Raw genomic sequence first — 26,319 nt, forward strand, 5'->3', positions numbered from 1 at the left:
GAGAGGGTGGAGAACCTTCTTTCTACTTATTTTCTAACGCTCTGTACCTGCGCCATTACACGCAGCCAGTTGCCTCCCCATATCTTTTCAATATCTCTTTCGCTATACTTACGACGCAAAAGATGAAGGGTGAAGTTGATCATTTCGCTCGCATCAGCCATACCTCGTACGGTGCCGTCACCATCAAAGTCGGTTCCAATACCAACATGGTCGATGCCCATAATGCTGATAGCATGCTCAAGATGGGCTATCGCATCCATCACTGTTGCCTCACTACCCTTCTTCAAGAAGCCTTGGTACATTGTGATATGAGCCACACCGCCCTTCTTTGCCAACGCTCGCATCTGGTCGTCGGTAAGGTTGCGAGGAACGTCACAGAGTGCTTTGCTATTAGAATGACTACATACGATTGGCATCGTACTAATCTCCAACGCATCGTAAAAACTCTTCTCTCCGCCGTGGCTTAAGTCGACCATAATACCGTTACGATTCATCTCCTTGATGACCTCTTCACCAAACTTACTTACTCCTCCATGGGTGTTGCAACCTCGTGCAGAGTCGCAGATGTCGTTATCACCATTGTGACAAAGGGTTATATAGGTCACACCACGCTGTGCAAAGTGCTTTACATTCTCAAGCTTATGCTCCAAAGCAAGACCGTTCTCAATAGCAAACATAATGCTCTTACGTCCCTTGCGCTTATCCTCGTAAAGGTCGGAAGGTGTACGAGCAATACAGATATAGCGTTGGTTTTGCTTAACAATTTCCTCTATTTTGTCGAAGATAAGGTTGGCATAGACAGCTGGTGAGAGCTGATTCAATGTCTCAATGAGATGAGGATTAAAGCGTTTCAAACCTTCAACATCAATCTTTGACGAAAAAGACTCGCCTATCTTCGGTTGTGGAAGGTAAGCAGCCATCGTCACAGCATCCTGTCTTCCTTCCGTCATCTTATGGAGATCGTAGAGAATACGTGAGTCACGTTGATCGAAGTTGACACCTTGTGGGAAGAACATAGGCGTATCGCAATGTGTATCAAGCGTCAAGATGCGCTGATGAAGTTGCTTAGCAAGGTAGAAGTTATTAGACTGTCCGACCAGCCACTGGAAGAGTTTACCTCCCTCTTCACCCATCCATTCGGGATGCCATTGCACTCCCATGATAGGCTTGAACTCGCTACTCTCAATGGCTTCTATCACTCCATCGGGCGAAAGTGCTGTCACACGGAAGTGCTTTCCAGCATCTTTCACTGCCTGATGGTGGAAACTATTGACCATAAGACGCTCTTCCTTATAGAGCGCATAGAGGACAGATGACTTGTTAAGGGTCACGCTATGCGTAGCTTCACAGCGTTCAGCGTCCTGTGAATGCTTTAATGTAGCAGCACGATAGGTTATTACCGTTTTGTCTTTGCTCAGTTTCTTTTCAACCGTTTCCTCCTCTCTTATATATTCATCATAGATATCTTGCTGTATCTTTCCACCTAAAGCGACAGCAAGGGCTTGCGCTCCACGGCAGATACCAAGGATAGGCAACTGACGATTAAACGCCAAACGGATAAGCATCAGTTCGGGTAAATCACGCTCAGCATTGATATTATGAAGTTTAGGAGAAGGCTCCTCGCCAAGCCACAGAGGATTGATATCAGCACCACCTGTAAGGAGAAGACCGTCAAGATGGTCAAGGGTGTTAATAAGCACATCCTTATCAGCCACAGGAGGAATAAGCATTGGGACTCCGCCCGCAGCTACCACCTGCTTATAATAGACATTCCTTAACGCTGCATCACCATTCATATAATTGGTAGTGATACCAATTATAGGCTTACGCTTTGCTTCAGGGAAAGTTGAATACACCTTATCGAGATGTGACTGAAGATCGTATTGCATTCTTATTCTTTTTTAAAAGATTGGTTTGTCGTTGACTTCTTTAGAGCAATTCTTCTGCTATAGGTATCTCACGTTTGATACTTTGCTCAAGAGAAATAAGTGTTTCGGTTGATACGACACCTGAGATACCTTGCAACTGATTGTTAAGAAGGTCCATCAACTGCTCGTTGTCTTTTGCATAAAGCTTCACAAGCATTGTATAAGGACCCGTTGTAAAATGACATTCAACCACCTCTGGAATAGCACTGATACGTTCAACAACCTTCTTATACATAGAGCCACGCTCGAGGTTTAGTCCCACATAGGTGCAGGTTGTATAGCCTAAACTCTTAGGATTAACGTCGAAACCACTACCTGTTATGACTCCATTCTCTATGAGATGTTGTACGCGCTGGTGAATAGCAGCACGTGAAACGCCACACTGGGCAGCAACATCTTTAAAAGGCATACGAGCATTCTGCGAGAGGATACCCAATATTTTCTTGTCCAAACGATCTACTTTTTCCATGTTCTACGGTTGATATTATTTCTTAATTCTATGTTTCTAAAGCTTTAATTGATGACGAGCAAAAGTAGGGAATAATTATGGAACAGACAACAAAATGACATAAAAAATGCGCCACTTAGGCGCATTTTGTTTTTATTTTAAGCAAGAGAACAGTATTTCACTGCTTTTATCTTACTTTTTTACATTCTTCTTTGCCTTCTGAGCAGGAATCTTTTTAGCAGGTACGAGCTTTGCAGCATCAATCGTCTTTGACTCCTTTTCAGGTGCTGCCTCAATGCCTTTCAACTCAAGGGTGAAGATAAGTGTTGAGAAAGGAGCGATATCACGACCTGCACCACGCTCACCATAGGCAAGGTTTTGTGGGATAACAATCTCCCACTTTGAGCCTACAGGCATCATCTGCAACGCCTCAGTCCAACCCTTGATGAGTCCACCAACATTGAAGGTATCGAACTCTACGCCATGACGTGAAGTTGCATCGAATACCTTTCCATCAATGGTCTTGCCCTCATAGATAACCTGGACACGGTCAGCTGCTGTTGGTATAGGTCCATCACCCTTCTTAATGATACGATACTGAAGACCGTCAGCCATTGTTACAACACCCTCCTTCTTCTTGTTCTCTTCCAAGTAAGCCTCATTCTTTGCTTTTATCTCAGCATCTTTCTGTGCTTTCAACTCTACTTCTTTCTTCTCGAAGATTTGCTCAGCAGTAGCCTGCTTGAGGACAGTAGAATCCTTTGCCAAAGCTGCAATAAAGCCCTTATAAAGCAAATCTGGGTTAATTGGAGCCGATGTGCCTTCGAACTTAGATGCAATATTAGGCAACATGGTCTTGTCTACCTGTGAACTGATGAGCAATCCGGCTACATAAGCAGCAAAAGCAGAGTCTTTGCGATTAGCAATACCTTGACGCAAGCCACGCAGGAAGTCTGGCATCTGTGCTGGAGTAACACCAAACTGATTTGCAAGATAGTCGTCCAAGCCACGCGTCATAGACATACCTGCAGCATAGCTCAATGTATCAGAAGGTGAAGTCAGTACTACTGCGCCTTCTTTACATTCTACAGAACACTTCGCATTCTGCTTTCCTTTCTTCTTACTCTGTGCACTTGCAGTATTGAAGACTGAACCTGCTGCAACGAGCAGAGCCAGCATTATAAGTTTCTTCATTGTTTTGTCGTTTTTAAAGAAAAGGTTTTTCTATATTAAAAAGGATGTAGATTCGATGATTACTAAGCTTCAAGAAGTATATTACTAATCTTTAAGAAGTATGTATGTGTCTTCCTTTCCTATAAGACAAGAGTATCATTACTGAATTATTCTCATGAAAATAAAGAATTACTTTCATGAGAATAAATATTTATTTTCACGACAATAAAGATTTTCTTTCATGAAAATAATTCGTCATCATCGTGAAAATGGATTACAGCTGATGCTCTTCCATATAAGAAAGGAAGACTCATCGAACCATTATCAAGCTTTAGTTGATTACATACCTGGCTTACCCTGTGGCATACCTGACATACCCTGAGGCATACCTGGCTGACCTTCTGGAGCCTTCTCAATACCGAGTAACTCAACAGTAAAGATAAGTGTTGAGAATGGCTTGAGGTCTGGACTTGGCTGTTCAGCACCGTAACCAGCTGTATAAGGAATAGTAATCTCCCACTTAGCGCCAACAGGCATCTTAGTCAAAGCCTCTGTAAAACCTGGGATAACACCACCTACAGGCATTGTTGCACCATCACGCTGGTCGAAAACCTTACCATCAATAGTCTTACCAACATAGTTAATCTTAACAACATCAGAAGCCTTTGGTGTAGCACCAGAGCCTGCCTTGAGTTCCTTAACCTGTACACCCTGACCGATAGTCTTCACACCTTCCTTCTTAGCATTGGCAGCCATGTAAGCGTCACTCTTCTTCTTATTAGCACCATAAGTCTTCTCAGCGGCCTTCATCTGAATAGCCTTTGAAGTCTTCTGCTCAACTTCACGAGCCTGCTCTACAGTCATCTTCTGACCATGACCCTTTGCACTTGCTGCGAAACCAGCGAGGAAGTTAGCCAAAGAAACAGACTTTGTAGAGTCCTCACCAAAGATCTGGCGGTTGATCTGATTCTTGATAATCATGTTCATCTGCATACCTACGCCGATACCAGCATTGTAAGCAGCACGCTTCTTATCATCAGCATTCTGCGCACCATCGTTCATACCCTTGATAAACTCATCGATGTAAGCTGTATCAATCTGCATCTGCTGGAGATACTGCTTAACACTCTGACCCTGATCAATACCAAAAGCATAGCTCAAAGAGTCAACATCAGACTTCAAATCCTCCTTTGGAGCTGAATTACCACAAGCTGTGAAGCCTGCAGCTGCGATAGCCATAGCGGCTAAAAAATAAATTTTCTTCATTATTTTAATTGTTTAGTTTCTTAAGCAATATTATTAGCGTAGGCGATAGAGGACGTATATTGCAGTCTATTATCGCCTATACACCTTTCTTACTTTACCTCAATCAACTCTACGTCGAAGACAAGAGCAGCAAATGGAGGTATCTGTGCACCAGCACCACGCTCACCATATGCAAGGTTATAAGGGATGAAGAAGCGATACTTAGCACCTTCCTGCATAAGCTGCACACCCTCTGTCCAACCTGCGATAACCTGATTCAAGCCGAAAGTAGCTGGCTGATTGCGCTTATAAGAACTGTCAAAAACAGTACCATCAATCAGTGTTCCCTCATAATGACATACTACCTGATCTGTAGCTGAAGGCTTCTTACCGTCGCCCTCTTTCAATACCTGATACTGTAAACCTGAAGGTAAGGTTACAACACCATCCTTCTTACCGTTCTCAGCAAGGAAAGCCTCACCAGCAGCCTTTGCTACCTTACCAGCCTCAGCGGCTGCAGCCTGCTGCTTAGCCTCCTGCTCTTGGAAGAAGTTTTGTACGAGAGTCTGTGCTTCTGCATTGTCCACTTTCAGTTCTGAACCTGAAATAACATCCTTGATAGCCTGTGCGAAGTCGTCAATATTCAGTTCCTTTGCGCCCATTCCTGCGAGCTGTGAACCGATACCGATTCCCAGTGCATAGCTTAATTTGTCCATTATCGTTCTTAATATTATTAATAATTAATGTGCAAAGATACTATTTTTAAGGTATAGTTTTGCATTAATCGGATTAAAATTACTAAATTTGTCAAAGAGAATGGAGGATTACTGCGCAAGTTAAAGGTATCGACAAAAAACAAGAAGTAGATTATAAGAACTTCTTTTGTCCGAAACTCTATTTGCAAGTGTTTTAGAATTAATGCCTACAACTTTGTCCACCTCCTTCAAGCCTCAACTCATAAAAGACAGACATATGAAGAAAATCGTATTCTTAACAGGTGCTGGAATGTCCGTAGAAAGTGGCTTCAAGACCTTTCGCGGCAATGATGGATTATGGGAGGATTACCCTGTTGAACAGGTAGCTACGCACGAAGGCTGGGTAGCCAACCCCACACTCGTCAACAACTTCTACAACAATCTACGCAAAAAGCTCTATGCTGCCAAGCCTAACGAGGGTCATCGCCTTATCAAGGAACTTGAGAAAGACTATGATGTGACGGTGATTACGCAGAATGTTGACGACCTTCACGAGAAAGCTGGCTCTTTAAAGGTTATCCATCTACATGGAGAACTGACAAAGGTATGCTCAAGCAAGGCTCCTTACGACAGCCGTTACATAAAGAAACTACCTGAAGATAACTGCGAAGTAGCCCCTGGAGCATTGGCTGAAGATGGTAGTCTATTGCGTCCTTTCATTGTCTTTTTCGGTGAATCAGTCCCAATGATTGAACCCGCTGCAGAGGTTGTGGCACAGGCAGACATCCTTATTATCATCGGAACATCGCTGGTTGTTTACCCTGCTGCAGGTCTTGTGCAATACACCCGACCTGGAACTCCTATCTATCTGATTGACCCTGACGATACGCCTGCACATGCTTCTGGACGATTAACACATATCAAAAAGGGTGCAAGCGAAGGTATGAAAGAGTTGATTAAGCTATTGTAAGAAGTTGATTATAGCATCATAAGGAACTGATTACATCACATTCCCACACAGGAACAAATTCCTATTCATAATAAAAAGAGAACATATAAACTACCAAAATTCCATTCCCTATATTTTCATAGGGACAAAAACAAAAGCATATATCAATAAAGAAACAAATGAAGAAACTATTTTCACTCCTCTTCTTAGCCCTCATGACACTACCAATCATGGCTCAGAAGAATGTTTACAAGTTTAGTGTAAAGGACGGAAACGAGCATACCGTCAAATTGAAGGACTATAAGGGTAAGGTTCTGCTCATCGTTAACACAGCGACAAAATGTGGATTTACACCACAGTATGAGGCATTACAAAAGCTCTATGAAACCTATAAGAACCAAGGACTTGTCATCCTTGACTTCCCTTGTAATCAGTTTGGCGCACAGGCTCCGGGCTCTTTCCATGATATTCACGCTTTCTGTACAGGCAACTACGGAACAACTTTCCCACAGTTTGCAAAGATTAATGTCAATGGTCGTAACGAATCTCCGCTTTACACTTACCTAAAGGCTCAACAGCCATTCAAGGGCTTTGACATGAATAACAACATCGGTAAGTTCCTCGATGAGAAGTTCCGTGCAGAGAATCCGGACTACGCCAAAGACCCAAGTATCAAATGGAACTTCACAAAGTTCCTCATTGACAGACAGGGACACGTCATTGACCGCTTTGAGCCAACAGCTGATATGAAAGACGTTGAGGCTGGTATCAAGGCGGCATTAAAGATGAAGTAAAAGCTAAGAGAGCAATTAGCCTTATTGGGCTAATGAGCCTTATAAGGCTAATAAGCCCAATCCCCACAAACCAAAGCCGGCTAACACACAACCACGTGTCAGCCGGCTTTGTTCGTTTTATTGCTTAGGCAGATTAGTAGCCTTCGGCTTATTCTTATTAGATGACTTCTTCTTCACCTTAAACTTATCGAATCCCTTACCAAAGACCCCCATTACCTGACTCTGAGTTACGAAGGCATCTGGGTCGATATCATCAATCATACGATAAACATATGACGCTTCACGCTGGCGAGTTACTACGATAACAATCTTTATATCGCTACCCGTATAATAGCCCTTAGCATCGATTATCGTACTGGTACGATGGGGTTGGTCTTGCGATATCATATCACAAATCTCCTTATAACGCTCCGAAATGATAAGGAACTGCACCGAACGACGACTGGAGTTGATAACTTGATCAAGTACAAAAGAGGTGATAATCAAGTTTACATAACCATAGATAACCTGCTCCCAACTACGGAGAACAAGGTAACTTCCCGTTACGATGGTCATATCCACTAATAAGATAACACGTCCAAGAGAAATATCACGATATTTGTTGACTATCGCTGCGACGATATCCGAGCCACCAGAGCTACCATTATAGGAGAGTCCAAAAGCTAAACCAACACCACAAAACGACGCACCAATAATAGCTGCCATAAAAGGTTGCCCATGTAAGAGTCCCGGATGGGGAAAGACAGTACCCATAACCTTTGTGATAACTGTCAGCATCACAACGCCATAGATAGTGCGGATACAGAACTTTAAGCCTAAAACCTTCAGTGCAATGGCTAATAGAATTGCGTTTAGGACGAAATAAGTGTTAGCAACAGGGATTCCTTGACCCCAATTCAAAATGGAAGCAAGACCTGCTACGCCACCATTACCGATGTGATTAGGTAGTAGAAAAACCATCCAGCCGATAGCATAGGACAGCATACCTACGGCTATCATTACATAGTCTAAGATTTCCCGATAAAGGACTTTCTTATTAATCTTGTTAATCATACATTTAAGGATATGAGTGAAATGACGCTACAAATTTAGATAAAATTTCCGAAACAAAGCACTTGCACAGAAAAAATAGAGTACCTTTGCAGAAAATAATATATACCTTGAGGGTGTAGAAGAAGAGTCGTATACGGCAATTCATAGGGAAGCACAACACATATATCCATAAAAGACTGTATTTGACGGATATATTAACCATGTGCAAAGATATTATCTACACACTCTTCCACTTGCATCTTTTTGCAGAAAATTAGCAATATGCCAGAAGATTTTGACATACATGAAGAAAGGCTGAACTCGGTTGAGAAGGATTTCGAAAATGCTCTGCGCCCTCTGAAATTTAATGATTTCAGCGGACAGTCGAAGGTGGTCGAAAACCTCAGCGTCTTTGTTGAAGCCGCTAAGTTCCGTGGCGAACCGCTCGACCACACCCTCTTGCACGGTCCTCCGGGATTGGGTAAGACGACGTTGAGCAATATTATCGCTAACGAATTGGGCGTCGGTTTCAAGATTACCTCTGGTCCGGTACTCGACAAGCCGGGCGACCTTGCGGGTATTCTCACCTCTTTAGAGCCTAACGACGTCTTGTTTATTGACGAGATACACCGCCTTTCTCCTGTCGTAGAGGAGTATCTTTACTCTGCGATGGAGGACTATCGTATTGACATTATGATTGATAAGGGACCGTCTGCACGTTCTATCCAGATTGATCTCAACCCATTCACACTCGTTGGTGCAACGACACGAAGCGGACTGCTCACAGCTCCTCTCCGCGCTCGCTTTGGTATTAATCTCCATTTGGAGTATTATGATCCAGAGACTTTAAAGCGCATTATCAAGCGTTCGGCTGCCCTATTAAAAGTGCCTATCGTGGACGAAGCTGCGGATGAGATTGCGCGTCGCTCACGTGGTACGCCACGTATCTGTAACGCCCTACTCCGCCGTGTACGCGACTTCGCACAGGTGAAGGGTAATGGTACTATCACACCCGAAATCGCTACGATGTCACTACAGTCGTTGAACATTGACAAATATGGTTTGGACGAGATAGATAACAAGATTCTACTCACCATTATCGATAAGTTCCGTGGCGGTCCTGTAGGTGTCTCAACCATTGCCACTGCTATCGGTGAGGATTCTGGTACAGTAGAAGAGGTTTACGAACCTTTCCTTATTATGGAAGGTTTCATCAAACGAACCCCTCGTGGACGTGTGGCAACACAGCTTGCCTACGACCATCTCGGACGAAACTCATATCAAGATAATCCTCTACAACCGGGATTATTCGATTAAAAGAGACTCCATTGCAAACGTTCACTATGAACAATGCAATGGAGTTTTTCTTTTAATCGTTCCCACAAGCGCTGATATTTGTAAACTATTTTCGTATGGTTCAAAACCAACACATGCTCTTTTAGCTTCTAAAAGACGCCTTATTGACTTGCAAAAGACGCCCTTTAAGACCCTTACTAACGCCCTTCTGAAGTCCAATTAAGCACCTTTTCTTACGCAGTTTTATAACCAACTGATTCCCTGACTGTTACAAACTCGCTTTTAAAACGTGTTTTTATCATTATTTGTAGAAGTTTTACTCGGATTTATGTAATAAATTTTCAAACCTTTATCTACAGATTTTCGAAGTATTAAATGAAAAAGTTTTCTTTGTCAGAGGATGATAATAAATTGCTAACACCTATCAAATCTCGAAATTTAAGAGGCTAATTATTCTTTTACAACTACATCTTTTTGAAGTGTCCTACTAATTTCCTAACTTTGTCGCCATGATTATTCAAATGCATAAACCAAAGGCAAGGATGGAAGAACTGGACTTTCTCAAGTTCGTCTTCATCACGTTGATGATTGCCTTCCACCTTACCTATATCGGCGACACCTACCCTGTTGCTAAACAGTTGGTCTATACTTTCCACATGCCGGGCTTCCTGTTAGTGTCGGGTTATCTGTTTAATGTGAATAAGTCGTGGGCTGCTTTGGGGAAAACAATGCTTTGGATTTTCATCCCTTACGCAGTGATGGAAAGCGGATATACCGTAATGGCTTCGCTACTCCCTATCCGTGAACACATTGATCATCTAACCGCAGGAGTACTGATTGACCATATCTTCCTTCATCCGATGGGCCCTTATTGGTACTTACATACCTTGATGATTTGCGGTATCTTCTATTATATCGCATTCAGAAAACCTGAAGGACGTTTTTCATCGGTATTGAAACAAGAGAAACCACTGCTGCCTATCAAAATGATGAGTTTGGAAAATCAAGTGCTATTAGGTAGATTTACACTTCTTGCTCTGTTCCTTTGGTTAATCTCTTACGGCTGCGAATTACTCTCAATAGCCAATGCAGCCTACTTCCTTGTAGGTGCTATCATACGTCAAGCAGTGGGCAATTTCCGTCTGGCTTTCCCTGCACGTTGGTGGACAATAGGACTTTTAGTAGTATGGTGCATCGACCCAACCCATTACGATAAAGCATCTTTTGCAGGTGCATGTTTGGTGTTTTTAGTTATCGGTTCGCTGTTGTGGATTTATCAATTAGGAATTCCTCAACCTCTGCGCGACCTCTTTCTCTTTATCGGGCGTAACACTTTACCCCTCTTACTCTTCTCCCCTATCTTCACGATTCTTGCCAAATTCTATCAGCCGTTGCTGCTTCGTGTGGAGCCGACGGGAATGTTCTTCCTTGTGGTCAGTGTGGTATTTGCCATTGCAGGCTCGTTTGGCATAACATGGTTGATGGATGTCACGGGCATCTCAAAGCTATTCTTTGGAAAGAAAGGGCTGATATAAAGAGGGAATTAAATTGTTATTGTTTATTAGGCTAATTGGCCCTATTAGCCTAATTAGCCCAATAAGGCTAATAAGGCTAATAAGTTTTCCCTAAATTCTTTCCTGCTTTAGTGGTTTTCCATCAAGCGTATAAGCTGTGAAGACACCATGCTCATAGGTCATAAAGGTAGCCACATTCCCACCTTTGGGGAAAGTGATAGAGCCGAGATTGCAAACAAGCGTACCCTCCTGCTGGGTGAGTTCCCAAAGATGTGTATGCCCATAGACAATCGCATCGAAATGACCTTTTGGCATTGTGGATTTGTTATAGATATGTCCATGTGTTAGGAAAATCTTTCGTCCCTCATCAACTAACATCAAATAGTCGGACATCATTGGGAAATCAAGTAGCATCTGATCAACTTCTGCATCACAGTTTCCACGTACTGCCACGATGTTATTTGCACGTTTATTTAGTGCTTCCACTATCCCCTTAGCATCTATTCCCTCTGGGATAGAGTTACGTGGACCATAATTAAGTATGTCTCCAAGTATGCAAAGCATGTCACAATGCTCGCGATCATAGAATTGTAGCACCTTCTCCAGTGCTGGCAGACATCCGTGGATATCTGATACCAATAGATATTTCATATCACCTTGATTGTTTGTTTCTATGGCAAAGGTAATGTTATTTTCTCATATAACCTTTAATTTAACCCAAATCGCTCATTAGAGCCTCAACATATTTTGTTTTATTATCGAACAGATTAGCCTAAAAAAGAAAATATATTTCAATGGAAACAAACTCCTATTAACCATGTAAAAAGATGACATCCGCTCTTAATAGTTTCCTTGTAAGAATAACACTTACAAGCCTAAAAGACATCAAATGTTATTTTTCTTAATTATTTCCACGATTTTATTTGATTGTTTGAAACTTTTAGTTATATTTGCGACATAATTATCTATTACATACAACCTTACTTGAAAATAACATAAAGACCTGCCTTATGAATACGAAAAGACTCTTATTTTCTACCTTATTTATGCTGTCGGCAATCGTCAGCTTTGCCCAACAAGTATTCACTGCTTCGGGTGTTGTTGTCGACGAAACAGGTGAAACGATTATCGGTGCAACGGTTCAGGTAGTCGGTGACAGCAAACTGATTACAGCAACAGACATGGACGGTAAGTTTACACTCGCCAATATTAAGCCTGGTGCTAAGTTGGAAGTATCTTATGTCGGTATGAAAACCTTCACTGGTCCTGCCAAACCGACAATGAAGATTACGATGATTAACGACAACTCTGCGTTGGACGAGGTGGTTGTAACTGCCTTCGGTGAACAAAAGCGTTCGGCTTTTACAGGCTCTGCTGCCATTGTTGACTCTAAAAAGATTGAACATAAGCAGGTCAATAACGTAATGAGTAGTTTGAAAGGTGAGGCTGCTGGTGTTCAGATTATAGACAACAGCGGAGAACCTGGTTCAACCCCTTCTATCCGTGTACGTGGTTTTAGTAGTATTAGCGCAGGACAAAGCCCTCTGATTATAGTAGATGGTGCGCCTTACGATGGCGGTTGGAACAATCTTAATCCTGCCGATGTGGCATCTGTAACCGTATTGAAAGATGCGTCTTCTACCGCACTCTATGGAGCACGAGGAGCCAATGGTGTTATCATGGTGACAACAAAACATGCACAAGTTGGTAATGCGCATATTTCTGTTGATATGAGATGGGGTACGAATAGTCGTATTAAACGCTACTATGAAACTATCGATGATCCTGTTAAATACTATGAGGTTTACTATAATGCATTGTATAATTATCAACTGAAAGGACTCGGATTGACCCCTGCTCAAGCTACTATTGAGGCTAACAAACAACTCGTTGCACCTGGTGCAGCGGGTGGATTGGGATATCCAATATTTACTGTTCCAAACGGAGAACAGCTCATTGGGGAAGATGGTCGTATGAATCCACATGCCACTTTAGGACGTGTTATTGAGCATAATGGTAAACGTTATACTATCTTACCAGACGATTGGAAAAGTCTTGCCTTTCGTAACGGATTACGCAAAGAGTATGATGTAAACCTGACTGGAGGTAGCGATAAGATGCAATACTACCTTTCTTTGGGTTACTTAAACAATGAAGGTGTGGCATATCATTCGGACTTTGAACGTATTACCGTTCGTGCCAAAGCGGACTATGAAGCACGCAAATGGTTGAAAGTGGGTACGAACATGAACTTCTCTCGGGCTAAATACCATGTTATACCATCGGATGATAATGGTCTTTTCTATCAGTTAAATAATGTCGCACCTATCTATCCTGCCTTCATTCGTGATGAGCAAGGGAACATCATGACAGATGAGAATGGACAGATGTATGACTATGGTAATGGTGCAGTTATTGGACTAAGACGTCCTACGTTACCTAACATCAACCCATTACAAGAGAATGCATTGAATACGAATAGTTCGAAAGTTAATATGTATTCGCTCTATGGCTATGCGAATATCATGCCTCTTGAGGGATTAAAGATTACCCTTAATGGTACGGTGACCGTTAACAACTCACGTGCAACTGAGACGAAACAACCTTTCTATGGATACAGTCATACGGCTTATCCAACGGGTGTTGTGACCAGAACAAGTGATCAAACCTTCTCTTATAACTTCCAACAACTCGTGAATTACAATCATGACTTTGATCATCATCACATGGAATTGCTCCTTGGTCATGAGTTCTATCGCTACAACTACGAAAGCTTGTGGGGTACAAAACTTGGTATGGCATCCTACTTTACCAACCAAACGCTTGCTGGAGCAATAAAGATGGATAATACTGGAGAGTCTGGTAATAGCAAATATGAGTCTGAAGGCTTCTTCTTCCGTGGGCAATACGACTACGATCAGAAGTACTTTGGAAGTCTTTCTTTCCGTCGTGACGCCTCCAGTCGCTTTGATCCTCATCATCGTTGGGGTAACTTCTACTCCTTTGGTGGTGCTTGGACTATTACGAAAGAGCCTTTCATGAAGCCTTTCAAATGGTTGAATATGTTGAAACTAAAGGCTTCTTTCGGTCAGCAAGGTAATGATAATATTGGTGATTTCCACTATCTTGATACGTATAGTATCGTAAACACGAACAATAAGGTTGGATTAGTTCTCTCTGAAAAGGGTAACCCTAATATTACTTGGGAGACCAATAACAACTTCAATGCAGGCTTCGATTTTGAATTGTTCAATAGCCGTTTGCGTGGTAGTATTGAGTATTTCTATAAGAAAACAACTGATATGCTCTGCTTTGTCTTTGCTCCTTACTCTGCTGGTTACAAAGGAACGTATGACAATATTGGTGATATGACGAACAAAGGTGTGGAGGTTGACCTCGCTGCTACCGTCTTAAAGACTAAAAATATCTCATGGGATGTCAACGTGAATGCAACTACTTACAAGAATGAAATCATCAAACTCGCTGACGTCCTCAAAGCTGATCTCGTTGTAGATGGGCACCCTGGCTATAGTAGTGGCGAACGAATCTATGCCGAGGGACTTCCTATTTACGAGTGGTATATGCCTCGTTATGCTGGTGTCTCTAATGAAGGAAAGGCTATGTGGTACTACACGGATACTGATGGAACACTTAAGAAGACAGATGTCTATGGTAATGCGAGTTATTACTCATGTGGAAGTCCACACCCAGACCTCTATGGTGGCTTTGGAACGACGCTGAATGCGTATGGTTTCGACTTCTCAATCTCCTTCGCTTATTCATTAGGAGGACTCTCATACGACTATGGTTATGCAGGTTATATGGGTCCACCAAGTGGCACCTTAGGAGGAACAACTATCCATAAAGACGTTCTCAACGCATGGTCAGTAGACAATCCAAACAGTAATATCCCACGTTGGCAATACGACGACCCAAGCGTTAGTTCTCTCTGCGACCGTTTCCTCATCAGCGGTAGCTATCTAAGCTTACAGAATATCAACCTTGGCTACACCCTACCTAAGCTATGGGTAAGCAAGATTGGATTGGAGAATGTACGCATATATGTGGCTGCTGACAACGTATACTTTTGGAGTAAGCGTAAGGGATTCGACCCACGTGGTTCCTTCTCAGGAGGTAGTAGTACATCCATCTATAGCCCAACGAGAACCATCTCTGGTGGTATTAAACTAACATTCTAACCATCTTCTTACATTAATAGTACGTCATTATGAAACGCTTAATATCAAATTATTGGTGTCCGATAAAACTTTTTTGGAGTTATCTGTGTTAGATAAAATAGGCTTAAACTTATGATTTCATTAATTTATTTGGTTATTATAGGGCTTTCCTTGTCAAAATAAGCGCATTTTATAATGCTTACAGTTTAAAACTAAGAACCAAGCCCCTAGATAAGTAAAACGGCTGCAACACCGATGAATAAAGAGATACAGAACTTTCAGTTTATTTTTACCGGACAGCAATAATATCAAATCACATCATAACGTTGGCTATCGTTGCTATTACCTTTGGCTTTACTTCTTGTATCGATAGCATTGAACCGTCGGAAGTATTAACTTCTGACCAAGTAAGAAAGATGCCTTCTTCACAAGAAGGACTCATCAATGGTATCCTTTCTTATATGATAACCTTTGACTCTTGGGGCTCTGGTGACCCTCTCAACGACTGGGGTTATCCTTGTCAGATGCAATATAGGGAAGTATTAGGAAGTGATTTCCCTGTTTATAGTAGTAACTATAGCTATTGGACAACAGTGGAAAGCGGTGTCAACACTCGCTTCAAGGCTTATTACACCTATCGTTTCTACTACGATTTCATTGCTACCTGTAACAACGTAACAAGTGTAGTAGATCCTGCCACAGCCTCACCAACCTCTAAAAACTACTTAGGTATAGCTCTGGCTTATCGTGCAATGGCTTATCTTGACATAGCTCGTCAGTTCGAATTCAAGAAGACTGGCATTACAAGTTTGGATGATAAGGCGACAAAAAATGGGATATGGGGGCTCACAGTTCCTATCGTTACCGAAAAGACAACGAAAGAAATGCAACGTCACAATCCACGTGCTCCGTTCTATAAGATGTATCGCTTCATCCTTACTGACCTCAACCATGCCGAGGAGTATCTGGCTAATTATACACGTCCCGACAAGAACTTGCCTAACCTTAGTGTAGTCTATGGACTCAAGGCACGCCTTTGGATGGAAATGGCAAGTCGTTTTGATCAAAGCAGCGCAGACCTTAATGCAGCCATAGCAGCAGAAGATTCTGCAAGCATTGAGTATGATAAGTTAGGTATAACCACAGCTCGTGAGTGCTATGAGAAGGCACGCACCTATGCTCGTAAGGCTGCCAGCGGCTACAGTCCTGTTACCGAAGCACAGTGGCATAGCACACAAGACGGCTTTAACAAGGAAAACCAAGCATGGATATGGAAGTTAGGCTATACCACACGTGAGCAAATCAGCTATCTCTACTATACCTTCACCAGCACCATGTCATCAGAGACTACTTGGGGACTTGCTGGCGCATACGGTGCTACTCGTATGATTGGTAGTGCGCTCTATGATAAGATGCCGGAAGGTGACTGGCGCCATTATTCATGGATTGATCCGACCGCTGCAGGTACACATGAGGGTTACGAGAAATATAATTCTATCACCATTGGTACTAAGAAGGAGAGACTCTCCCTCTTAGATGAGGAGGCTTGGAAACAACTACCAGCCTATGCTAACATCAAGTTCCGTCCTGCCAAGGGTAATATCACTGATACCTACGAGGGACAATTCATCAGTCTTCCTTTGATGCGCATGGAGGAAATGGTATTTATCGACATTGAAGCTACAGCCCACCTTGATGGTGTTGCAGCAGGTGTTACGGCACTGAAAGACTTTATGAACACCTATCGTTACACCGACAACTCCTATCAGGCAAATAATGTCACCACAATGGAGGACTTCATAAAAGAACTGATGGTACAGAAACGCATAGAGTTCTGGGGCGAGGGAATCACTTACTTCGACTATAAACGACTTGCGCTTCAGATTCGCAGAAAGGACAACACCAATTATGAACCATCTGCACGAATCAATTCTAAGGAAGGTTATGTATGCCCATGGATGAACTTCTTCATCCTTGAATACGAGACACACAACAATGTGGCATGTAAACCAAACCCTGATACATCCGGAAGTTTGACGGTCACAAATCAGTAATAACTGAGGTTGAAAAGGAAAATTATTAAATAAAAAGCAGACGCTAAAAGATGAACCTATTGTTTCGGCTTTGGCGTCTGCTTTCTTTAATTTTGGAAAGATGGAGATAAGAGACATCTTTATGTTGCGCAAGCAGGGACGTACGGAGGAGGCATACGCTGCCATTCTACCGATGTATGCTGTGCACAAGGGACACTACACTACCATAGCTATGTTCTGGGTAGGTGTAGACATGATGAAGCTTCGCTATCAACAACGCCAGTTAGAAGAGGCATATAAGATATTCAAGAGTTTGCTAAGACTCTATCCGACGATGGACGACAAGGACCTTAAGGGACAGAGCGCCTTAATGCGTGCCTCATTATTGGTATTCGACCATCATCCAGGATTCTCTATGCTCGACTTTATCTCACAATGGGGTATCACCCGACTGACAGATGAAGACTGGACAATGGAGCAAGGCAATGGACACCCTATTCCCTCAATAGGAATGCGTATCGTTGGAAAAGTCTTTAAGGAAGTGGAAAGTAAGCCTACGGTTGACATGGCTTTAAAGGCTGCACCGATATTAGCTGAAGCCCTGAAGCATAGTCCTTACAATATGCACAACCAACGTTACAAAGCGATGGTCTATCGAATTATGGGCAAAAAAGATAAGGCAATCAATATTTATACCCATCTTATCAAGAACCACCGACAATCCTATCTCTTTCATGAACTATCAGAACTCATTGATGACGAGCGTTACAAGATTGCACTTCTCTGTAAAGCTATCTCCGCACAACGAGAGGAAAAGTTCCGCCAACGTATGCGTTTCACCCTCGCAGGCTTACTCTTTAGAAAGGATAAAAGCCGTGCCCGCTACGAATTAGATAAATGTATTGCCATGCGTAAGCAGTTAGGCTATTCCATTACATGGGAGATGCAGAACCTTGCAGCAAGCTTAGAAGAGATTAAACCTGTATCAGAAGCCGATGAAAAGAGCTTTTATAGAGAACAAGAAGTGGTATTAAAAGAACTTGTTAGGTAGGTTTTCTGCATATCTAACTATTTTTCTTTATCTTTGTAGCACATTTTATTGAATAATTAAATATCTACCTTATGAAACATTTATTTCTATCAGCTTTAATACTCTTGGGACTCTCATCATGCCAAATTGCAGGCTTAACCTCTGGCTATTCCCATCTATCAGATGCACAAAAGGAGAGAGTTATAACGCTTGAAGAAAACATTGATGACATTCATGACTTCTCAAAAGTATACAAAGTCAGCCTTAATCAGGTAAAACAATATATCGAAACGCACGATAAAGTATTGCTATATAATTATACTCCTTTCTGTCATTCTACCTATTGTGTGTCGCCTGCAGCCTTAGTATCTCAATGCAAAGACAAGGGAATTAACGTCCTTGTCATATCGAATATATATGATGACATATTCAAACAAAAGCATACTACGTTCCCTATGCTAATGATTGATACAAAGCAGTTCCCGACTAAATGGAGGGCAAAATACCTTGATCTTTTCTATTCACCCTTGACCGGACATACAGACAAGGAACTGAACTACGCAAATTTCCATTACTTTGAGAAAGGGAAGTATGTCAAGAGTTACAAGAACTCAAATGATATTTGATGTTCCTATCATGGTAGAATAAAACCTCCGTAATCTCTGGCTCCGTGTGGAATTCACACAAAAAGGCAAAGAAATATATTGACAAAACATTCAAAAAAAAGGTAGGAAAATGGCTTAAAAGCAAGTCATTTAAACCCTTTTGCAAGTCGTTTATTATCAAATAGTTGCAAAGGTGGATTTTAAAAGGTGCTTAATAAGGGTTCAAAAGGGCGTTAGTTAGACCTCTAAAGGGCATCTTTTGCAAGCCAAAAGGGCGTTATTTGCAAGCCATTTAGTGGTCTTTTAAAATTCGATATGTGAAAAATTAGGACAAACAGAACGATACAAAACTCTACAAGATAAAGCAACGAAAAGGGGGATTCTCCACATCTAATTCAATTCTTTTCCATCATGAAAAACGTCAAAGCATATCTATAAGGAGAAAAGGGAGAATAGAACACAGTGGTTTTAAGTTGTAGAGAACATCTTATCAGTGGGATATTAGACTACTTCCACAGCCACCATAAAAAGAAAGATGCCATATCCAACGTGTGGATACAGCATCTTCATTATAGTTAGTATGCGAAAAGCAGCTTTTTACTGCTAATCAACACGAACATAAAAAGCTTTTTTACTTTACTCTTTCCTCTGGTGCAAGCATGTGCTCTGGTGACAAGATAGCATCAAGTTTCTCCTTAGAGAGCAACTTATGTTCAAGTACAAGGTCATAAACAGAGCCACCTGTTGCAAGAGCTTCCTTAGCAATCTTCGTACTATTCTTATATCCGATGTATGGGTTGAGTGCTGTTACGATACCGATAGAGTGTTTCACCATCTCAAGACAGCGGTCCTTATTCACCGTAATACCGTCAATACACTTCTCACGCAGCGTGTCCATAGCATTTGGCAACCAAGTAAGGTCCTCAATAAGACACTCTGTAATGATTGGCTCCATTACGTTTAGCTGTAACTGTCCAGCCTCAGCAGCAATCATAACAGTTGTATCATTACCGATAACCTTGAAACAAGTCTGGTTCGTTACCTCTGGGATAACAGGGTTCACCTTACCAGGCATGATACTTGAACCTGGTGCCATCGGTGGAAGATTGATTTCATTCAAACCGCAACGAGGACCAGAAGCCAACAGACGAAGGTCGTTACAAATCTTAGAAAGTTTAACAGCTAAGCGCTTCAAAGCACTTGAATAGCTTACATAAGCACCTGTATCAGGTGTAGCCTCAACAAGGTCGGCACCTGCAATAAACTCCATACCAGTCAATTCGCTTAACTTTTCAGCACAAATCTTTGGGAAGCCAGGAGCAGCGTTCAGACCTGTTCCGATAGCAGTACCACCCATATTGATTTCGTGAAGGAGTGCAGCATTACGATTAAGGTTGGCAATCTCTTCTTCCAATGTATTGGCAAAGGCATTAAACTCCTGACCACTTGTCATAGGGACAGCATCTTGAAGCTGTGTACGACCCATCTTTATAACGTGCTTAAACTCCTCACCCTTTCTACGGAAAGCAGCAATGAGTTCGCTCAAAGAAGCCACAAGTTTCTTATTCAGTAGGATAAGTGTCAGACGAATGGTAGTTGGATAAACATCATTCGTTGACTGACCGCAGTTAGCATGATCGTTAGGAGAACAGTACTGGAACTCACCTTTCTTGTGACCCATAATCTCACAAGCACGGTTGGCAATCACCTCATTGGCATTCATGTTCACAGATGTGCCCGCACCTCCTTGTACCATATCGGTCACAAAGTTCTCGTGCATCTTCCCATCAATAAGCTCACGGCATGCTTGTGCCATCGCATCAGCCACTTCATCACTGATTTCACCGAGCTGACGGTTGGTTTCTACAGCAGCCAATTTGACGTAAGCAATCGCAACAACATAGTCTGGATAATCACACATACGCTTGCGTGAAATGTGATAGTTGTTGATGGCACGCTGTGTCTGCACACCATAATAAGCCTCTTCTGGAACTTGAAGCTCACCTAAGAGGTCGCTTTCTACACGAAATTTCTTTTCTTCCATGATTCTATTTTGATAAAGTTAGCGTTGATCTCTTTCACTAACGAGAAGAGAATAATTTATTTTCTTTATTTATTTGGATGTTTCAAAACACTGATTCAAGAGATTTCTACGATAACTATTTGGCTTTTCTAACCAACTTATAGCGCGTAATACTTACTTCTTTTCGCGAAGAGTTCCAACCCCTCCTACACCTCTCAGCATCTTTCCTATCCTTTTCTTTTCCTACTTTTAATAAGCTTTGATTCTGTACTTAAAGCCCAACTCGATGCGATTGGTATTATACTTATCCAAGCCAACACCCTCCTTATAAGTAACTTTCTTACCTACATAGGCTAAGAAGATACGCAGATCTTGCCCCTTAATAGGATAATACTCCACACTGCCTACATAGCCATAGCTCTTACGGAAGTCCTTAAAACGGTCAATCTTTGTGACACTTGCCGTCTCATACATACCCTTCAACATCAGATTCCAACGTGTAACAAACTGCCAATTGAGCTTTGTTATAAATGAATTATAGTGTATATCACTCATCCACACATCATTTCCACTACTTGGGAAAAAGCCCCTCAACTCGTCTGATGCTAAGCCTAAGCGGTCGATGCCATCGTTCTGCGACATATAATCGAAGTACCATTGCAGTCGTTCTAAGTTCAGTTTCTGCCCAAGAATGAGCATACGACTATGCTTATGCCGTGCTTCAGACTCTATTCCCCACGACCATCGGGTGAGGATTTTATCGTTTAAGAAACTACCATTCCAAGCCAAACTATAACCAAGTGGAATGCGCGACTTCTCTAACCTCCTACTATGTGCACCATCACCTTCGATTGATATGGAATTATCACCATACACATCAGCAAACTTATCATTATGCGCATTCGTCACACCGACAACAAACTCTTGAGTCGGAATAGGTTTATAAGCTACTACAGCGCCCCCTAAATAGCACTCCATACCGCCTGTTATGTCAGAGAACTCATAGATATAGACAGGATTTTCATCCACTTCAAAACCGCCAAAAGGCTGAAAGATCTTACCTGCTTCAACCGAAAGCTTATCAGAGAACTTATAACCCATCATCATAACATCAGTTGATCGGGCAAAGTTATCTTCACTACTTGCCACGTTCGACTTGTTCAAACGATAGCAAAAACGGTAGTAGAGCTTATCTGTTAGATTACCCTTGACTTCAAGACGAAGGTGTTTATTCTTAAAGCCTGCACTCCATTCATGTCCTTCATCCGATACAGCCTGTACACTGGCAGCATAGTTGATATAGACATTAAACATATCGTTGCTTTTCTTTAAGTGTGCCACCTCTTCAGCAAGTGACTTAAACTGACTGTCGTCTGCCCCGTACCCATGGTTGTCTTGCGCCTGTGCACCCAAAGAAAGTGCAAATAGGTAGCTACATAGTAGTGTCTTCTTTATCATGATATATGTTTTATTTTGTTCTTTTTTAAGGATAAACTCTGACGATAAAATAAACTGACACAGAATGTAGTCACACTCCAGAAACTTCACGTTACAGGTTAAACCGAAGTAAGCCAGCTACAACGAGCGTAATAAACCGCTTCCGAAAGTGTTATGTTCTGCGCTATGGTTTGTTTCACAAAAGTAGAAAAAATATTGATAGCTTTTACAAATACCCTACATAAATATAAGGCGTTTAACTTTCTTTAGCGTCATAAAGCAAGCTAAAGAAAGGGGTATATGAAATCAAGATGATATAAAGCTGACATATTGATATATAAAAGAACAGGATAAGTCCTATAAATACGACAAAAAGTATAGTTTTCTATCCTATCTCATAACCCAAAGATAGTCTTGGAGTAGTTGCCGGTATCGGGACTAAAATCAATATATAAAGACAATTAATGAAGGCAAATGACAAATTATTATTAAATTCCTAACACACTTCAGAAATAATCGCTACTTTTGCAGAAAATAAACTGTACCCAACAGAAAGTTGGCTGATGATTCAGTTATGAGTAAACGATTGCTTTTCACACTTGGAACGCTACTATTGCTTTCTACAGCTGCAACAGCGCAAGACCATATCAACCCCGAGGATCGTGTGGTAGATAGGGACTCTCCGACGTTTGTGCCTATGGTTCACATTGGTAAGGCAAAGGTAGGTGCCGACAGCATTCAATATGTCAGAACGAGCAAGGTTTACGTCTTTCCACCGCTTGAATTCAAGAATAAATCGCAGGAAACAGCCTACTATCGATTGGTTTATAACATCAAAAAGGTACTACCAATCGCCAAGGAGTGTCACCAGATTATTCTGGAGACAGGTGCTTATCTTGAGACAATTCCTACTAAGAAAGAGCGTGACGAACACATGAAGAAGGTGGAGAAAGAGATTTGGAACACCTATAAGCCACGTATGAAGAAACTGACATTCACCCAAGGTAAGTTACTTATCAAGCTGATCGACCGAGAGTGTAATTCGACTTCCTACGAACTTGTACAGGCTTTCCTCGGTCCTGTGCGAGCAGGTTTCTATCAAGCCTTTGCCTGGGCTTTCGGTAGTAGTTTGAAGAAACGCTATGAGCCAAATGGAGCTGACAGACTTGTAGAGCGCATTGTCTTGCAGGTTGAGGCTGGACAGTTATAATCCAATCTCCCCTCTATTTTATTTTAAGTAGGTACAAAATAAAACGCTGAAAAGGCTAAAAACAAAAGGCGTAGAGCTGTTCTAAGACAACAACTCTACGCCTTTATCGAATTATTTTCATGAAAATAAATATTTTTCTTCATGAAAATAAATATTTCTTTTCACGTAAATAATTTCTTTTTTTCATGGAAATAATTCGCAAAACATACCTTTTAAAGAATTGAGAAGAGAGATAAAAAGGGATTATTACAGCCTAAGAAACACTGCATTTACGGCCTCTTATAAGTATAGCACACTCTCATTACCCTCGTTGAACAGCAAATCAAGAATACTAAGGTTAGGTAGGAAACCAAACTTCTGTTGATAGACTTGATAATAACGACGAGGAAAAAAGTCGGTATCAACGCCCGGTCGTTTCGGACGAATTATCTCTCTGAAATCAACGGTTCCATCGGGAATATCCATCAGATAGGTATCTGTGCGACGCATACAAGGCATAATGTCGATGAGTTCGCACATTTTCAGCGTTATCTCCCAGTTGAAATCATAGAGAAACGTCCATTTTCGCTCGAAGAATGGACGTATATCGTCTTCATAATATTCAAAGAACGGACTCTCACCATAAGACGACAGCAGTGCATTCCAGTGCTGGTGACGCCAGTTATCGTGGTCGCTGATACGCACATCCTTCATCGGACACTTCAGACTCTCAAACTTCTCGACAGGAATAGAGAGGGTTTGTGGACCATTCGCAGAAGCGATTACACAACGATTACGATAGGTCTGCTTAACAAAGTTATCGTGTTGCTCTATCAAACAGCTGTCATAGCGATTCAGTTTCTGATACCATTGAATGGGCGCAAAGTAAGCAGAGGAGAGCAAGACTTCCCCAAGCCCCTCCGAAGGAGGGGGTGTTAAGTTACCGATGTTACTATTATCAAGATATGCCATAAACTTTGTTGATGACGATAAATATACGATTATAAGATAATAAAAAGGAGAGGATGTGGAATACTTACCAGAGATTGGTAATGCGCACATCCCCTCCTTCAGAAAAATGAGATTTTTTCTCCCCTACCTCTCCCTACTTTACTAATCTCACATCCCCTCCTTCGGAGGGGCTTGGGGAGGTCCTTTGGGGAACCTACTTTATATTGTCCACCCAGTTAAACAGTCTGTGCCAGCGGATTCCACCAAAGCCCTTACGGTCTGGATCACTTGACCACCAGATGAAGATTGGCTTACCAACAACATGATCCTCTGGTACAAAGCCCCAAAAACGACTATCAGCAGAGTTATGACGGTTATCACCCATCATCCAGTAATAGTCCATCTTAAAGGTGTAACTATTAGCAGGCTTACCGTTGATATATATCTTTCCGTTCTTAACCTGTAGGTCGTTGTTCTCATAAACCTTGATACAACGCTCATAAACTGGGAGGTTCTCTAATGTCAACTTAATCGACTTGCCCTTTGCTGGAATCCAAATAGGACCATAGTTATCGCGTGTCCAGCCAGTAAAGCCATTGAGCGGATAGATAAGCCCAGAGTAGAGGTCCTTATCAGTTACAAGACGGATAGACTGTACAATACCCTGACGCTTCAGCTCAGCAACGGCTCGTTTAGTCAATGGCATATAACCATCATAAGACAGAATATCCTTATTAAGCACGTTACCGTGGCTCAAGTCATATCCTTTCAGACGACTGAGCGTCTGTACATCTTCATCACTGATTTCTAAATCCTTACGAAGTTCGTCGTAACGTTCTCCTATGAAATCAGAAACAGAACCATTTTTAAACTTAACAAAATAGGTATATTCAACTTTCTCTGGCTCTTTATTTGCCTTTCCATCGACATAAACAATCTTGTTCTTAATCTGCAAGGTCTGTCCTGGAAGACCTACACAACGCTTCACATAGTTCTCACGACGGTCAGTAGGACGCCAATCCAACGCTCCGTAGGTGCCTACATTTCTCACAATATAAGCCCTACCCGTAGCATATGCCTTATCAAAGAATGCACGCTGTTGGAGTGTGTTCATCGCCGACAGATTGATATTAGGATTCTGTTGTGCGAGGAAGTTTGTACCCAATGTATAGACATCATAGTAGTAGTCATTGCCCTGATAAGCAGGCTCACTCATGATAGTATCACCTGCTGGGAAGTTGAAAACAACGATATCATTGAGCTGCACCTTACCCAAACCCTTCACACGACGATAGTCCCAATGTGGCCAAGAGATATAGCTCTTAGTATTGATAATTGGCAAGGTGTGCTGTGTCAGCGGCATTGTCAATGGTGTCTCAGGAATACGAGGTCCATAACTTACCTTCGAAACAAAGAGGTAATCGCCCGTAAGGAGTGACTTCTCAAGGGAAGAAGAAGGGATAACGTAGTTCTGGAAGAAGAACAGATTGATGAAATAGACTGCTACCAATGCAAACACCAGTGCGTCTACCCATCCCATAATGAAGCGAATAGGACCTTCAGAATCCTTCCACCACTGCCAGCGAATCTTCTTTGTGATATACACATCAAAGATAATTGGAACGACTAATAATCCCCACCAACTCTTTACCCAGAACAGGAAAAGGAGGTAGAGAACAAGAACACAAATAAACTTTGCCCATTGCTTCTTAGGATTCAGGGCTGCTTTCTCTTTGTCTATCATACTATATATTGAGGTGATAAATGTTGAATAATGAGTTATGTCGGTATGTTTGTTA

The 26,319-nt window shown here is 41.9% G+C and carries 20 protein-coding genes; 9 read left to right on the forward strand and 11 right to left on the reverse strand.

Features of this window, described 5'->3' with window-relative positions; translation table 11 throughout:
• Nucleotides 1-26: 26 nt before the first annotated feature.
• From J4861_RS11310 to bamJ (J4861_RS11330), 5 genes are all read right to left on the reverse strand, one after another.
• The gene (locus J4861_RS11310) at nt 27-1,889 is read right to left on the reverse strand and encodes a gamma-glutamyl-gamma-aminobutyrate hydrolase family protein (protein ID WP_211816913.1); all 1,863 of its coding nucleotides are present in this window, start codon (nt 1,887-1,889) and stop codon (nt 27-29) included.
• Between the two features lie 40 nt (nt 1,890-1,929).
• A complete protein-coding gene (locus J4861_RS11315; RefSeq protein ID WP_013264439.1) occupies nt 1,930-2,397 on the reverse strand; it encodes an Lrp/AsnC family transcriptional regulator in 468 nt (155 codons plus the stop codon).
• 171 nt (nt 2,398-2,568) lie between these two features.
• On the reverse strand, nt 2,569-3,570 hold the full coding sequence (gene bamJ / locus J4861_RS11320) for a BamJ family beta-barrel-assembly machinery protein (RefSeq protein WP_211816914.1): 1,002 nt from the start codon (nt 3,568-3,570) through the stop codon (nt 2,569-2,571).
• Nucleotides 3,571-3,888: 318 nt separating this feature from the next.
• Nucleotides 3,889-4,815: an FKBP-type peptidyl-prolyl cis-trans isomerase gene (locus J4861_RS11325; protein ID WP_211805205.1), complete on the reverse strand. Its 927-nt coding sequence runs from the start codon at nt 4,813-4,815 to the stop codon at nt 3,889-3,891.
• 89 nt (nt 4,816-4,904) lie between these two features.
• A complete protein-coding gene (bamJ, locus tag J4861_RS11330; protein ID WP_211816915.1) occupies nt 4,905-5,510 on the reverse strand; it encodes a BamJ family beta-barrel-assembly machinery protein in 606 nt (201 codons plus the stop codon).
• 256 nt (nt 5,511-5,766) lie between these two features.
• On the opposite strand from bamJ (J4861_RS11330), the gene J4861_RS11335 reads away from it, so the two are divergent.
• Both J4861_RS11335 and J4861_RS11340 read left to right on the forward strand, forming a co-directional pair.
• Nucleotides 5,767-6,459 carry an SIR2 family NAD-dependent protein deacylase gene (locus J4861_RS11335; RefSeq protein WP_211816916.1) on the forward strand — a complete coding sequence of 231 codons (693 nt, stop codon included), beginning with the start codon at nt 5,767-5,769 and terminating at the stop codon, nt 6,457-6,459.
• Nucleotides 6,460-6,617: 158 nt separating this feature from the next.
• Nucleotides 6,618-7,232, forward strand: coding sequence for a glutathione peroxidase (locus J4861_RS11340; protein ID WP_282958350.1), 615 nt, complete (start codon nt 6,618-6,620; stop codon nt 7,230-7,232).
• A 117-nt stretch (nt 7,233-7,349) separates the two neighbouring features.
• Here J4861_RS11340 and J4861_RS11345 read toward each other — a convergent pair whose 3' ends face one another.
• Nucleotides 7,350-8,285 (reverse strand): YitT family protein, encoded by a 936-nt coding sequence (locus J4861_RS11345; protein ID WP_211793607.1) that lies wholly within the window; start codon nt 8,283-8,285, stop codon nt 7,350-7,352.
• 261 nt (nt 8,286-8,546) lie between these two features.
• On the opposite strand from J4861_RS11345, the gene ruvB reads away from it, so the two are divergent.
• Together ruvB and J4861_RS11355 are read left to right on the forward strand one after the other, a co-directional pair.
• Entirely contained in the window at nt 8,547-9,581 is a 1,035-nt protein-coding gene (gene ruvB, locus J4861_RS11350; RefSeq protein WP_036863142.1) for a Holliday junction branch migration DNA helicase RuvB, read from the forward strand.
• Nucleotides 9,582-10,102: 521 nt separating this feature from the next.
• A complete protein-coding gene (locus J4861_RS11355) occupies nt 10,103-11,095 on the forward strand; it encodes an acyltransferase family protein (RefSeq protein WP_249110846.1) in 993 nt (330 codons plus the stop codon).
• A gap of 90 nt (nt 11,096-11,185) precedes the next feature.
• Here the strand turns inward: J4861_RS11355 and yfcE are convergent, their stop codons facing one another.
• Nucleotides 11,186-11,725 carry a phosphodiesterase gene (gene yfcE / locus J4861_RS11360; RefSeq protein ID WP_211816918.1) on the reverse strand — a complete coding sequence of 180 codons (540 nt, stop codon included), beginning with the start codon at nt 11,723-11,725 and terminating at the stop codon, nt 11,186-11,188.
• 359 nt (nt 11,726-12,084) lie between these two features.
• Here yfcE and J4861_RS11365 point away from each other — a divergent pair, with 359 nt between their 5' ends.
• The 4 genes from J4861_RS11365 to J4861_RS11380 all read left to right on the forward strand — a co-directional run bounded on the left by J4861_RS11365 (nt 12,085) and on the right by J4861_RS11380 (nt 18,941).
• Nucleotides 12,085-15,273 carry a SusC/RagA family TonB-linked outer membrane protein gene (locus tag J4861_RS11365; RefSeq protein WP_211816919.1) on the forward strand — a complete coding sequence of 1,063 codons (3,189 nt, stop codon included), beginning with the start codon at nt 12,085-12,087 and terminating at the stop codon, nt 15,271-15,273.
• A 395-nt stretch (nt 15,274-15,668) separates the two neighbouring features.
• Nucleotides 15,669-17,306: a RagB/SusD family nutrient uptake outer membrane protein gene (locus J4861_RS11370; RefSeq protein WP_249110936.1), complete on the forward strand. Its 1,638-nt coding sequence runs from the start codon at nt 15,669-15,671 to the stop codon at nt 17,304-17,306.
• Nucleotides 17,307-17,406: 100 nt separating this feature from the next.
• The gene (locus J4861_RS11375) at nt 17,407-18,336 is read left to right on the forward strand and encodes a DUF7017 domain-containing protein (RefSeq protein WP_211816921.1); all 930 of its coding nucleotides are present in this window, start codon (nt 17,407-17,409) and stop codon (nt 18,334-18,336) included.
• A gap of 71 nt (nt 18,337-18,407) precedes the next feature.
• Complete coding sequence (locus J4861_RS11380; RefSeq protein ID WP_211793614.1) at nt 18,408-18,941, forward strand: hypothetical protein; 534 nt, start codon at nt 18,408-18,410, stop codon at nt 18,939-18,941.
• Nucleotides 18,942-19,551: 610 nt separating this feature from the next.
• Here J4861_RS11380 and aspA read toward each other — a convergent pair.
• Both aspA and J4861_RS11390 read right to left on the reverse strand, forming a co-directional pair.
• Nucleotides 19,552-20,964 (reverse strand): aspartate ammonia-lyase, encoded by a 1,413-nt coding sequence (aspA, locus tag J4861_RS11385; RefSeq protein WP_211816922.1) that lies wholly within the window; start codon nt 20,962-20,964, stop codon nt 19,552-19,554.
• Nucleotides 20,965-21,192: 228 nt separating this feature from the next.
• The gene (locus tag J4861_RS11390) at nt 21,193-22,398 is read right to left on the reverse strand and encodes a porin (RefSeq protein ID WP_428842176.1); all 1,206 of its coding nucleotides are present in this window, start codon (nt 22,396-22,398) and stop codon (nt 21,193-21,195) included.
• A gap of 556 nt (nt 22,399-22,954) precedes the next feature.
• Here J4861_RS11390 and J4861_RS11395 point away from each other — a divergent pair.
• Nucleotides 22,955-23,590, forward strand: coding sequence for a DUF4294 domain-containing protein (locus J4861_RS11395; protein ID WP_211816924.1), 636 nt, complete (start codon nt 22,955-22,957; stop codon nt 23,588-23,590).
• A gap of 279 nt (nt 23,591-23,869) precedes the next feature.
• Here the strand turns inward: J4861_RS11395 and J4861_RS11400 are convergent, their stop codons facing one another.
• Nucleotides 23,870-24,541, reverse strand: coding sequence for a WbqC family protein (locus tag J4861_RS11400; protein WP_211816925.1), 672 nt, complete (start codon nt 24,539-24,541; stop codon nt 23,870-23,872).
• 193 nt (nt 24,542-24,734) lie between these two features.
• Nucleotides 24,735-26,264 (reverse strand): S26 family signal peptidase, encoded by a 1,530-nt coding sequence (locus tag J4861_RS11405; RefSeq protein WP_211816926.1) that lies wholly within the window; start codon nt 26,262-26,264, stop codon nt 24,735-24,737.
• Between the last annotated feature and the right edge of the window lie 55 nt (nt 26,265-26,319).

The sequence above is a fragment of the Prevotella melaninogenica genome (assembly GCF_018127925.1).
Taxonomy (GTDB): domain Bacteria; phylum Bacteroidota; class Bacteroidia; order Bacteroidales; family Bacteroidaceae; genus Prevotella; species Prevotella melaninogenica_C.